We start from the raw sequence: 11,669 nt of genomic DNA on the forward strand, positions 1-11,669 counted from the left end.
CGCGAACGTGGACACCCCTCCGTCAGTCCTGCGGACTGCCACCTCCCCTTGCAGGGGGGGATTTGAAGCGAACGACTGTCAACAAAGGGTCTGAAACTTGCGTCATTTCCTCGCCTCCACCTGCCTTGCACTTTCCCTGGTCGCATCATCTGCGTCAGCCCAAAACAGCGCGCCTCAGCCGCAGCCGATCGTCGATATCGTGCCGGCTGCGCGCGACGTCGCCTTCCCGGGCGTCATGACGCTGGAGGTGGACGCGACCGATGTCGATCGCGCGATCTTCTCGGTCAAGCAGACCATCCCCGTGCCACCCGAGGCGCGTACGGCCGGGCGGTTCACGGTGCTGTATCCGCAATGGCTGCCCGGCAACCATGCCCCGCGCGGCGAGATCGAAAAGGTGGTCGGCCTCACGTTCACCGCCGCCGGCAAGCCGCTTGCCTGGCAGCGCGATTCGCTCGATGTAAACGCGTTCCACGTCACCGTTCCGGCAGGCGCGCGCGACATCGTCGCCAGCTTCCAGTTCGTCAGCCCGACTGCGTCGAACCAGGGCCGGGTGGTAATGGCGCCCAAGATGATGAACCTGCGCTGGAACAACGTCGCGCTGTATCCGGCGGGCTATTTCGCACGCAACATCCCGGTCGAAGCCAGCGTCACCTGGCCCACCGGCTGGCATGCGGGCAGCGCGATGCGCGCCAAGCGCACCACCGGTTCCAAGGTCAGCTATGAGCGGGTCGACTTCGATACCCTGGTCGACAGCCCGATGTTCGCGGGCGCGCACTTCAGGAGTTGGCCGTTGTCGGACAAGGTCACGCTCAACGTCGTCGCTGACGCGCCCGAATTCCTTGCTGCGACCCCGGACCAGATCGAGGCGCACAAACGTCTGGTGGCCGAGGCAGAGCACCTGTTCGGCGTGCGGCATTACGATCGCTACGATTTCCTGCTGTCGCTGTCCGACGAGATGAGCGGCATCGGCATCGAGCATCATCGCAGCAGCGAGAACGGCGTCGGCACCGGCTATTTCACCGATTGGGCGAAGGGTCCGGGGTCGCGCAACCTGCTGCCGCACGAAATGACGCACAGCTGGAACGGCAAGTTCCGCCGTCCGCAGGGCATCTGGGCACCCGATTTCCGCCAGCCCAGCCGCGACGACCTGTTGTGGGTGTACGAGGGCCAGACCCAGTTCTGGGGTTATGTGCTCGGCGCGCGATCGGGGCTGTTCAGCTATCAGGAGACGCTCGACGCGTTCGCTACCATCGCTGCCGGGCTCGATCGCCGGGCGGGACGCAACTGGCGGCCGCTGATCGATACCGCGCACGATCCGATCATCTCAGCGCGCCGCCCCAAGGCCTGGGCGAGCTGGCAGCGCAGCGAGGATTACTACAACGAGGGCATGCTGGTGTGGCTCGAGGCTGACCAGATCATCCGCCGCGAATCGGGCAACACCAAGTCGCTGCAGGACTTTGCGCAGAGCTTCTTTGGCGGGCGCGATGGCGATTGGGGCGTGGTGACCTATGAGCTTCCTGACGTCGTCGCCGCACTCAACGCGGTGCAGCCCTATGACTGGCAGGGCTTCCTGCAGACGCGCGTCTACGAAGTGACACCGGAGGTGCCCAAGCAGGGGTTCGTGCTGGGCGGCTATGAGCTGGTCTATGGTACCGAGCCCAGCGCGTTCATCAAATCGGGCGAGGCGGCTTCGGGCACAAGCGATCTCAGCCACTCGATCGGCCTGATCGTCGACAAGGACGGCAAGGTGTCGCAAGTCATGTGGGACAGCCCCGCGTTCGATGCCGGGATGACCGTGGGCGACCAGATCACCGGGGTCGGCGGCCGCGATTATTCGGGCGAGGCGCTCAAGACCGCAGTCGCGGCGACCAGCCAGGGGGGCAAGGTCTCATTGCTGGTCAAGCGCGGCAAAAGATACCGTGAAACCACGCTTTCCTATACCGGCGGCTTGCGCTATCCGGCGCTCCGCAAGACGGGACAGGGCGAAACCGGCCTGGACCGGCTGCTTGCGCCGCAAACCCGCTGAACGCTGATTTACGGGCGCGTCCGTTCAGCGAAAAACCAGAACAAAGGCCTTCTTCCTTATGTTTATCAAAGAAATTTCGATCGGCAAGAACCCGCCGAACAACGTCAACGTCATCATCGAGGTGCCCACCGGCGGCGAACCGGTGAAGTACGAGTTCGACAAGGGGTCGGGCGCGCTGTTCGTTGACCGTATCCTGCACACGCCAATGCGCTATCCTGCCAATTACGGCTTCATCCCGCACACGCTGTCGCCCGATGGCGATCCGCTCGATGCGCTGGTGGTGGCACGCTCGCCGTTCATCCCCGGATGCGTGGTTCGCGCCCGGCCGATCGCGGTGCTGAACCTCGAAGACGAGCATGGCGGCGACGAGAAGATCGTCTGCGTCCCCGACACAGCTACCTTCCCGTATTACACCGATGTACGCGAAAAATCCGATCTGCCCGATATCGTGTTCGCGCAGATCGAGCATTTCTTCACCCACTACAAGGACCTGGAAGCCGAAAAGTGGGTACGAATCGGCAAATGGGGCGATGCCGCCGAGGCGCGCCAGGTGATCATCGAAGCCATCGAGCGCGCCAAGTCGGGCAAGGCCGCCTGATGCGGTACACGGCAGGGGCATTGCGCATGATCCCGTCTGCACGGGCATGGATCGTGGCGGCTGCCTCTGCCGCGCTGCTGGCCGGGTGCGCGACGCCAGAGGCACGCACCCGCAGCGCGCTCGAGAGAACGGGCCTCAGCCGCCCTGTCTCGGCGTGCATGGCGGAGCGAATGGTCGACAGGCTGTCGCTGGCGCAGCTCCAGCGCATCGGTCGGCTGGGGCAGCTGCAACGCGCGGGCGATTTCGAAGAGTTCCTTCGCCTGACCCGGGCCTTGCGCGACGCGGAAATTCTGGCTGTGGTGAGTTCTTCCGGGCTGGTTTGCGCTGCACGCAACTGACCTCCGCCCGACAGAAGTGCCGTTACGCGATTGCGGGGTTTCCTTTAGGCCGCGTCTATGCTTTAGCGCCCCTCACAACCGTTCATCGACCGCTTAAACGGCCCGGTGTCGACCGCTTGTGAGTCGCACGCCCGGCCCGCTCAGAAAGGCATGGGATCCTTCATGAACATCCACGAATATCAGGCCAAGGAACTGCTCGCGAAATACGGCATCGGCATCCCCACGGGATATGCCGCGCTGACCGTTGAAGAGGCGGTGGCCGGCGCTGAAAAGCTGCCCGGACCGCTTTATGTCGTGAAGGCCCAGATCCATGCCGGTGGTCGCGGCAAGGGCAAGTTCACCGAGCTGGGTGCCGACGCCAAGGGCGGTGTGCGCCTCGCCAAGTCGATCGACGATGTCCGCAAGGATGCCGGCGAGATGCTCGGCAACACGCTGGTGACGATCCAGACCTGCGATGCCGGCAAGCAGGTCAATCGCTTGTACATCACCGATGGCGTCGACATCGAATCCGAATATTACCTCTCTATGCTGGTCGATCGCAAATCGGGCCGCGTCGCGATGATCGTCTCGACCGAAGGCGGCATGGACATCGAGACCGTGGCGCACGACACCCCTGAGCGCATTACCACGATCACCATCGATCCCGCGCAGGGCTTCCAGCCGCACCACGGCCGCGCCGTGGCGTTCGCGCTCAAGCTGACCGGCGATCTCAACAAGCAGGCCGCCAAGCTGGCGCAGCAGCTCTACACCGCGTTCATGGACCTCGATTGCGCGATGCTCGAAATCAACCCGCTGGTCGAAACCAAGGATGGCAAGCTGCTGGTGCTCGACACCAAGATGAGCTTCGATTCGAACGCGCTCTATCGCCACCCCGATGTCGAAAAGCTGCGCGACGAGACCGAGGAAGACCCGATGGAGGTCGAGGCCTCCAAGTACGACCTCGCCTATATCAAGCTCGACGGCGACATCGGCTGCATGGTCAATGGCGCAGGCCTTGCCATGGCGACGATGGACATCATCAAGCTCAACGGCATGTTCCCCGCCAACTTCCTCGATGTCGGTGGCGGCGCGAGCAAGGAAAAGGTGACCGCGGCGTTCAAGATCATCCTGTCCGATCCGGCGGTGAAGGGCATCCTCGTCAACATTTTCGGCGGCATCATGAAGTGCGACATCATCGCCGAGGGCATCGTGGCTGCGGCCAAGGAAGTGAACCTTTCGGTGCCGCTGGTCGTACGCCTTGAGGGCACCAACGTGCAGCAGGGCAAGGACATCCTCGCCAACTCCGGCCTGCCGATCGTCAGCGCCGACAATCTGGGCGATGCTGCCGAGAAGATCGTCGCACAGGTCAAGCAGGCGGCTTGATGAATGAAACACGGTCCCCTGCGAAGGCAGGGGCCCATCTCCTCAGCTTGCGTCTGGTGCAACCTTCAGGAGATGGCCCCCCGCCTTCGCGGGGGATCCGGCTTGATCAGGGTGCGACAGCGCGAATAGCACCACTTGACGTTTACGTGAACGGAAACTAAATTCGTCTCACGATCATTAGGAAGGAAGCGCCATGAAGATCCTTGTGCCCGTGAAACGGGTTATCGATTACAACGTGAAGCCGCGCGTCAAGGCGGATGGGTCGGGTGTCGATCTCGCCAACGTCAAGATGAGCATGAACCCGTTCGACGAAATCGCCGTCGAAGAGGCGCTGCGCATCAAGGAAGCGGGCAACGCCGAAGAGGTCATCGCCGTCTCGGTCGGACCTGCCAAGGCCGCTGAAACGCTGCGCACCGCGCTCGCCATGGGTGCCGACCGCGCGATCCTGATCGAAACCGACGAAGCCGTCGAGCCGCTGGCTGTTGCCAAGCTGCTCGCCAAGGTCGCTGCAGAAGAAGCCCCCGGGCTGATCCTGCTGGGCAAGCAGGCGATCGACGACGACAGCAACCAGACCGGCCAGATGCTCGCGGCATTGCTCGGCTGGGGCCAGGCAACGTTCGCCAACACCGTCACGGTCGAAGCGGGCAGCATCACCGTCGCGCGCGATGTCGATGGCGGCCTGCAGACGGTCAAGCTCAATACGCCCGCGATCGTCACCACCGACCTTCGCCTCAACGAGCCGCGTTATGCCTCGCTGCCCAACATCATGAAGGCGAAGAAAAAGCCGCTCGATACCAAGACCCCAGCTGATTACGGCGTGGACATCACCGCCCGCCTCAAGACGCTCAAGGTCGCTGAGCCTGCGGTGCGCAGCGCCGGGGTGAAGGTGGCAGATGTCGACGCTCTGGTCGAAAAGCTCAAGGTAATGGGAGTTGGCGCATGAAGACGCTCATATGGGTTGAACATGACAATGCGGTCATGAAGGATGCAACGCTGGCTGTGGTCACCGCCGCCAGCCAGCTGGGCGAAGTGCACGCGCTGGTCGCAGGATCGGGCTGCGCTGCGGTCGCCGATCAGGTTGCCAAGGTCGCCGGTGTCAGCACCGTGCATCTGGCTGACGACGCCGCGCTCGAACATGGGCTCGCTGAAAACGTCGCGCCGCTGATCGCCGATCTCATGGGCCATCACGACGCGTTCCTCGCGCCCGCCACCACCACCGGCAAGAACATCGCGCCGCGCGTCGCAGCCTTGCTCGACGTGATGCAGATTTCGGACATTCTCTCGGTCGAAGGTCCCAAGACCTTCACCCGTCCGATCTACGCCGGCAACGCGATCGCCACCGTCGAATCGTCGGATGCCAAGCTGGTCATCACCGTGCGTGGCACCGCGTTTGACAAGGCCGCGACTGACGGCGGTTCGGGTACCGTCGAATCGATCGGCGGTGCGTCGGATGCAGGTCTTTCGAGCTTCGTCAGCGCCGAGATGGCCAAGAGCGAGCGGCCCGAACTGACCAGTGCCAAGATCATCGTCTCGGGCGGCCGCGCGCTGGGTTCGGGCGAGAAGTTCGAGGAAATCATCACCCCGCTCGCCGACAAGCTCGGTGCCGGCATCGGCGCCTCGCGCGCTGCGGTCGATGCGGGCTATGTCCCCAACGACTATCAGGTCGGCCAGACCGGCAAGATCGTCGCCCCTGAAATCTATGTCGCAGTCGGCATTTCCGGCGCGATCCAGCACCTTGCCGGCATGAAGGACTCCAAGGCCATCATCGCGATCAACAAGGACGAGGACGCCCCGATCTTCCAGGTGGCAGACGTCGGCCTGGTCGCGGACCTGTTCACTGCGGTTCCGGAACTGACCAGCAAGCTCTGATCGCCTGCTGCTTACGACAAACAAAAACCCCGGCGGGCGACCGCCGGGGTTTTTGCTGTGTAGTCGGGCTTTATCTCGTCACCCCCGCGTAGGCGGGGCCCCCGCTTTGCTGCGCCGGCGCGGCGAGAAAGCGGGATTCCCGCGTTCGCGGGAATGACGAATGAAATTCAGTTTGCGGCGCTTACTCCAGAGCGGTGATGATCGCCGAGAAGTCGAGACCCTGCGCGTCAGCTTCCACGAACGCGGCGTAGATCGCCTCGGCGCGCTCGCCCATTGGGATCTGCGCGCCGTTGGCCTTGGCCGCCTCCAGCGCGAGCCGCATGTCTTTGAGCATCAGCGCGGCGGCAAAGCCTCCGGCATAGCCGTTGTCCGCAGGGCTGGCGGGGCCGACGCCGGGGACGGGGCAATAGCTCGTCATCGACCAGCTCTGGCCGGAGGCCTTGGACGAGATATCGTAGAAGGTCTGCAGGTCGAGCCCGAGCTTCTTGGCCAGCGCAAAGGTCTCGCAGGTTGCGGCCATCGTCGCGCCCAAGAGCATGTTGTTGCAGATCTTCGCCGCCTGGCCTGCGCCATTGTCGCCCGCATGGATCACCGCCTTGCCCATGTCGGACAGGATCGGTGCCGCGCGCGAGAACCCGCCCGAACTGCCGCCGACCATGAAGGTGAGCGTGCCGCCATTGGCCGCCGCGATCCCGCCCGAAACCGGCGCATCGACCGCCTCGAGTCCGCGCTCCTTGGCGGCGGCTGCGACTTCGCGCGCGGTATCGACGTCGATCGTCGAGCAATCGATCAGCAGCGTGCCCGATCGCGCTGCCCCGAATACGGTGTCGTTATAGACCGATGCGACATGTTTGCCTGCGGGCAGCATCGTGACGATGACATCGGCATCGCTCACCGCCTGCACCGGATCGGAGACAGGCGTGCAACCCGCTGCGCCTGCACGCGCGAGCGCCTCGCCCGAAAGGTCGAACGCGATGACCTTGTGCCCCGCCTTGGCCAGGTTCGCCGCCATGCCGCCGCCCATATTGCCCAGGCCGATAAATCCGATGGTTGCCATTCAAATCTCTCCGTTGTCCGGCGCGACTGCGCGCGCTTCGATCAAATCCCACCTGTTGCCATACAGGTCCGCGAACACCACCACCCGGCCATAGACTTCGTTGCGCGGGGTTTCGGCAAACGTCACGCCTGCCGCGAGCATCCGTGCATAATCGCGGTCGAAATCGCGGGTGTGCACGAAGAACGCGACGCGTCCGCCCGCTTCCTTGCCGATCGCGGCGGTCTGCTCGGGCGAGGTGGCGCGCGCGAGCAGCAGCTCGCCGCCGTCGCGTGCGCCGACCCTGACCCAGCGCTTGCCGCCGCCCAAGTCGGTGTCTTCCACCACCTTCCAGTCCAGCGCGCTGACGAACCAGGCGATGGCCTCGTCATACTCGCGGACCAGATAGGCGGAATAGGCAAGCCGCATGGCGTTAGCCCCCAAGATCAGCCCATAGTCGGGATGACGAAGGAATTGCTGCCATCGACCGCACCATCGGGCCAGCGCGCGGTGACCGTCTTGACCTTGGTCCAGAACTTCACGCCTTCCATGCCGTGCTGGTTGGTGTCACCGAACGCGCTGCGCTTCCAGCCGCCGAAGGTGTGGTAGGCGACCGGCACCGGGATCGGCACGTTGATGCCGACCATGCCGACATTGACGCGCGCGGCGAACTCGCGCGCGGCGTGGCCGTTGCGGGTGAAGATTGCGACACCGTTGCCATACTGGTGCTTGCTGGGGAGGGCGACGGCTTCCTCGAAATCGGCAGCGCGGACGATCTGCAGCACGGGGCCGAAGATCTCTTCCTTGTAGCTGCTCATCTCGGTGGTGACGTGGTCGAACAAAGTCGGGCCGACGAAGAAGCCGTTCTCGTGCCCCTGCAGCGTGAAGCCGCGGCCATCGACGACGAGCTCGCCGCCTTCGTCGATGCAGGTCTGGATCCAGCCTTCGACCTTCGCCTTGTGCGCGGCGGTAACGACGGGGCCGTAATCGGCATCGGGATCGGACGAGACGCCGAGGCGCAGTTTCTCGATCGCAGGGATCAGCTTGGCGCGCAGACGCTCTGCGGTCTCGTCGCCCACGGGCACGACCACCGGCAACGCCATGCAGCGTTCGCCAGCCGAGCCAAAGGCGGCGCCCGCCAGATCCTTGACCACCTGGTCGAGGTCGGCATCGGGCATCACGATGCCATGGTTCTTCGCGCCGCCCATAGCCTGCACCCGCTTGCCGGCGGCAACGCCGCGCTGGTAGAGATAATGCGCGACATCGGACGATCCGACGAACGACACGCCGGCGATCGCGGGGTGATCGAGGATCGCATCGACCATTTCCTTGTCGCCATGCACGACCTGCAGGATGCCATCGGGCAGGCCAGCTTCGCTCATCAGCTCGGCCAGACGCACCGGCACCGAAGGGTCACGCTCGCTAGGCTTGAGGATGAAGGCGTTGCCGGTGGCGATCGCGGGGCCGAACATCCACATCGGGATCATCGCGGGGAAGTTGAACGGGGTGATCCCGGCACCGATGCCGATCGGCAGCCGCATCGAATAGACGTCGATGCCGGGGCCTGCGCCATGGGTGTATTCGCCCTTCGAGGCGTGCGGAATGCCGCAGCAGAATTCGATGACTTCCAGACCGCGCTGGATATCGCCCTTGGAATCGGCGTGGACCTTGCCGTGCTCGCTCGACAGCAGGGCTGCGAGCTCGTCCATATTGGCCTCGACCAGTTCCTTGAACTTGAACATCACGCGGGCACGGCGCTGCGGGTTGGTTGCGGCCCAGGCGGGCTGCGCGGCCAGCGCGGCATCGACCGCAGCATCGAGCACGGCCTTCCCGCCCAGGTCAACCCTGGCCTGCACCGCGCCGCTGTTGGGATCAAAAATGTCGGACTGGCGGACGCTGGCGGGGGTGGTGGTGCCGCCTGCCAGACGGTGGGTTACGGTGCGCATGATCGCTCTCCTAAATGGTGCTTGTCGCTTGGTCTCCGCATTAGCCCCTGGCATAACTGCAATCAATTGCGTAAAAACGTCACAACAGGCTGCATAAATACAATAGCCGGGGAGCGGATAACTATGAACTGGCCAGCATCATGAACTGGGACGATCTGCGCATCTTCCTGATGCTCGCGCGCGCCGGATCGGTGGCAGAGGCGGCGCGGCGGCTCGAGATCGATCCCACCACCGTGGCGCGCAGGCTGGCGCGGCTGTCGGGCGATCTGCAATCGACGCTGTTCGAGGCGAGCGGCAAGGGCATCGCGCTCACCGAACATGGCCGCAAGCTGCTGGTCTATGCAGAAGGTGCCGAGCAGTCCTTGGTCGATGCGCGCACCGAGCTGACCGGCGAGCAGACGGTGTTCGCTGGCACCATCCGGGTGAGCGTCGCCGAGGGCTTCGCCGCCTGGATCATCGCCCGCAATCTCGCCGATTTCCACCGCCGCCACCCCGCGATCCGCATCGAGCTGGTCGCCACCAACGGTTTCCTCAACCCCTCCAAGCGCGAGGCGGACCTCGCGATCATGTTGTCGCGGCCCACTGCGGGGCCGCTCAAGGTACGCAAGCTGGTCGACTATCAGCTCGGCGTCTATGCGGGCAGCGATTACCTCGCCGCCGCCGGGCCGATCGCCAGCGTTGAGGACCTCCGCCGCCACCCGCTGATCGGCTATATCCCCGATTTCATCTATGCCGACGAACTGCGCTACCTCGACGAGATCGGCCCGGGCTTGGAACCGGTGCTCACCAGCTCGAGCATCAACGTGCAACACAGCCTCATCGCGAACGGGGCAGGGGTGGGCATCCTGCCGTGCTTCATCGGGCAGCAGAACCCGCGGCTGGAGCGGGTGCTGGCGGACAGCGTGACGATCCACCGCAGCTTCTGGCTGGTCGTCCACCGCGACATGCGCAAGCTGGCGCGGGTGGATGCGTTTATCGGCTGGCTGGACGATGTCGCGCGGAAGATTGCGCCGGGGGAATAGAGGGGTCCGCTCTCTCCCCTTCAGGGGAGAGATACGAAGCCTTGCCAGCTTGTCTGGCTAGGCGAAGTTGAGAGGGGCCAGCGACCACGCATCCCCCTCTCCCCCCCGCGCCGACCGCGGCAACTCCCCAGGCCCACCAAGGGGGGAGGGCGTAATGCGCCCCCCCCCCAACCTCCCTCTCCCGCAAGGGGAGAGGGCTTAAGGCCCAGCCCAACCACCCCCGCTCATCCTGAGCCGCGGGCGCAGCCCGCGAAGTCGAAGGACCCGCGCCCACGCTGGCCGTATAGCGGGGCCTTCGACAAGCTCAGGCTGAGCGGAGGGGGTGCTCTTCCTACGGCACCACCACCTGCCTTATCGCCGTCCCGATCGCCAGTTCATCGAACAGCGCGTTGATCTCGCTGAGCGGGCTCACCGAGCTCAGCAGTTTCTCCACCGGCATCCGTCCGGCGCGCCACAGGGCGATGTAGCGGGGGATGTCGCGCGAGGGGATGGCGCTGCCCATGTAGCTGCCCATTAGAGTCTTGCCGTCGCCGACCAGCGAGACCGCAGGGATTGAGAGCATGTCCGCGGGGTTGGGCAGGCCAACGGTGACGATCCGCCCGCCGCGCCGCGCCAGCCCGTAGGCCTTGGCCAGCACCGCCGCCTTGCCGACGGTTTCGATCACCAGATCGGGCTTGCGGCCCAGCGCCGCGATCACCGCGTCCTCGCCATCCTCGGGCGGCACGGCGGCGAGCGCACCCAGCTCCATCGCCAGTGCGCGCTTGGCGGGGACGGGGTCGATCGCGATCACCGGGTGTGCGCCGCCGGCGATCGCGGCCATCAGCGCGGCGAGGCCGACGCCGCCGAGGCCATAGACCACCACGCTTTCGCCCGCGCGCAAGGCTCCGCCGTTGAGCACCGCGCCCGCGCCGGTGAGCACCGCGCAACCAAACAGCGCGGCGATCTCGACCGGAATGTCGGCGTCGATCTTCACCGCCGAGCGCCGGTCGACCACTGCGTGGGTCGCGAACGCCGATGAGCCCAGGTGATGCTGCACCGGATGCCCGTTCTCGGACAGCCGCCGCGCGCCGCCCAGCAACGTGCCCGCGCCATTCGCCGCCGCGCCGTTGCCGCACAGGTATCCCTCGCCCGAATGGCAGCTCGGGCAATATCCGCACAGGGGCAGGAAGCTCAGCACCACCCGGTCGCCGGGGGCAAAATGCTGCGCAGCAATCGCACCCGGTTCGAGCACCGTCGCCACCGCCTCGTGCCCCAAGGCCATCGGCATCGGGCGCGGGCGGTCGCCGTTGATGACCGAGAGGTCGCTGTGGCACAGCCCTGCCGCCTCGATCTTGACTAGCATCTCGTCCGCGCCCGGTGGAGCGAGGTCGATCTGCGCGAGGCGCAACGGGCGGGTGTCGGCGAACGGCCCGGTATGGCCGATGCTATCGAGAATGGCGGCGGTGATCTTCATGGGTGGGTCCTGCCAGAACGTC

The 11,669-nt window shown here is 65.1% G+C and carries 11 protein-coding genes; 7 read left to right on the forward strand and 4 right to left on the reverse strand.

Annotated elements, in window-relative coordinates:
- The first annotated feature begins 235 nt into the window (after positions 1–235).
- From ACK4R0_RS04020 to ACK4R0_RS04045, 6 genes are all read left to right on the forward strand, one after another.
- Positions 236–2,026, forward strand: a complete 1,791-nt coding sequence (locus ACK4R0_RS04020) for a M61 family metallopeptidase (RefSeq protein WP_409670508.1) — start codon at positions 236–238, stop codon at positions 2,024–2,026.
- Between the two features lie 58 nt (positions 2,027–2,084).
- Entirely contained in the window at positions 2,085–2,624 is a 540-nt protein-coding gene (gene ppa, locus ACK4R0_RS04025; RefSeq protein WP_409670511.1) for an inorganic diphosphatase, read from the forward strand.
- Between the two features lie 26 nt (positions 2,625–2,650).
- On the forward strand, positions 2,651–2,962 hold the full coding sequence (locus ACK4R0_RS04030; protein ID WP_409670514.1) for a hypothetical protein: 312 nt from the start codon (positions 2,651–2,653) through the stop codon (positions 2,960–2,962).
- A gap of 162 nt (positions 2,963–3,124) precedes the next feature.
- On the forward strand, positions 3,125–4,324 hold the full coding sequence (gene sucC / locus ACK4R0_RS04035; protein ID WP_409670517.1) for an ADP-forming succinate--CoA ligase subunit beta: 1,200 nt from the start codon (positions 3,125–3,127) through the stop codon (positions 4,322–4,324).
- A 193-nt stretch (positions 4,325–4,517) separates the two neighbouring features.
- Positions 4,518–5,267: an electron transfer flavoprotein subunit beta/FixA family protein gene (locus ACK4R0_RS04040; protein WP_409670520.1), complete on the forward strand. Its 750-nt coding sequence runs from the start codon at positions 4,518–4,520 to the stop codon at positions 5,265–5,267.
- Complete coding sequence (locus tag ACK4R0_RS04045) at positions 5,264–6,193, forward strand: electron transfer flavoprotein subunit alpha/FixB family protein (protein ID WP_409670523.1); 930 nt, start codon at positions 5,264–5,266, stop codon at positions 6,191–6,193. Before ACK4R0_RS04040 ends, ACK4R0_RS04045 begins: the two co-directional genes overlap by 4 nt.
- Positions 6,194–6,374: 181 nt before the next feature.
- On the opposite strand, the gene mmsB is transcribed toward ACK4R0_RS04045, so the two are convergent.
- The 3 genes from mmsB to ACK4R0_RS04060 are packed head-to-tail and all read right to left on the reverse strand — an operon-like array spanning position 6,375 to position 9,172.
- Complete coding sequence (gene mmsB / locus ACK4R0_RS04050; protein ID WP_409670526.1) at positions 6,375–7,250, reverse strand: 3-hydroxyisobutyrate dehydrogenase; 876 nt, start codon at positions 7,248–7,250, stop codon at positions 6,375–6,377.
- Positions 7,251–7,655 (reverse strand): VOC family protein, encoded by a 405-nt coding sequence (locus ACK4R0_RS04055; protein ID WP_409670529.1) that lies wholly within the window; start codon positions 7,653–7,655, stop codon positions 7,251–7,253.
- Between the two features lie 17 nt (positions 7,656–7,672).
- Positions 7,673–9,172, reverse strand: coding sequence for a CoA-acylating methylmalonate-semialdehyde dehydrogenase (locus ACK4R0_RS04060; RefSeq protein WP_409670531.1), 1,500 nt, complete (start codon positions 9,170–9,172; stop codon positions 7,673–7,675).
- A 140-nt stretch (positions 9,173–9,312) separates the two neighbouring features.
- Here ACK4R0_RS04060 and ACK4R0_RS04065 point away from each other — a divergent pair, with 140 nt between their 5' ends.
- Entirely contained in the window at positions 9,313–10,194 is an 882-nt protein-coding gene (locus tag ACK4R0_RS04065; RefSeq protein ID WP_409670534.1) for a LysR family transcriptional regulator, read from the forward strand.
- A 331-nt stretch (positions 10,195–10,525) separates the two neighbouring features.
- Here the strand turns inward: ACK4R0_RS04065 and ACK4R0_RS04070 are convergent, their stop codons facing one another.
- Positions 10,526–11,647, reverse strand: a complete 1,122-nt coding sequence (locus ACK4R0_RS04070; protein WP_409670536.1) for a zinc-binding dehydrogenase — start codon at positions 11,645–11,647, stop codon at positions 10,526–10,528.
- Positions 11,648–11,669 lie beyond the last annotated feature (22 nt).

Origin of the sequence: Blastomonas sp. (genome assembly GCF_046294995.1) — a bacterium.
GTDB lineage: Bacteria > Pseudomonadota > Alphaproteobacteria > Sphingomonadales > Sphingomonadaceae > Blastomonas.

Coding starts and splice junctions, on each gene's coding strand:
- ACK4R0_RS04020 (WP_409670508.1), top strand. CDS start 236: ATGACGCTGGAGGTGGACGCGACCGATGTCGATCGCGCGATCTTCTCG.
- ppa (WP_409670511.1), top strand. CDS start 2,085: ATGTTTATCAAAGAAATTTCGATCGGCAAGAACCCGCCGAACAACGTC.
- ACK4R0_RS04030 (WP_409670514.1), top strand. CDS start 2,651: ATGATCCCGTCTGCACGGGCATGGATCGTGGCGGCTGCCTCTGCCGCG.
- sucC (WP_409670517.1), top strand. CDS start 3,125: ATGAACATCCACGAATATCAGGCCAAGGAACTGCTCGCGAAATACGGC.
- ACK4R0_RS04040 (WP_409670520.1), top strand. CDS start 4,518: ATGAAGATCCTTGTGCCCGTGAAACGGGTTATCGATTACAACGTGAAG.
- ACK4R0_RS04045 (WP_409670523.1), top strand. CDS start 5,264: ATGAAGACGCTCATATGGGTTGAACATGACAATGCGGTCATGAAGGAT.
- mmsB (WP_409670526.1), bottom strand. CDS start 7,250: ATGGCAACCATCGGATTTATCGGCCTGGGCAATATGGGCGGCGGCATG.
- ACK4R0_RS04055 (WP_409670529.1), bottom strand. CDS start 7,655: ATGCGGCTTGCCTATTCCGCCTATCTGGTCCGCGAGTATGACGAGGCC.
- ACK4R0_RS04060 (WP_409670531.1), bottom strand. CDS start 9,172: ATGCGCACCGTAACCCACCGTCTGGCAGGCGGCACCACCACCCCCGCC.
- ACK4R0_RS04065 (WP_409670534.1), top strand. CDS start 9,313: ATGAACTGGGACGATCTGCGCATCTTCCTGATGCTCGCGCGCGCCGGA.
- ACK4R0_RS04070 (WP_409670536.1), bottom strand. CDS start 11,647: ATGAAGATCACCGCCGCCATTCTCGATAGCATCGGCCATACCGGGCCG.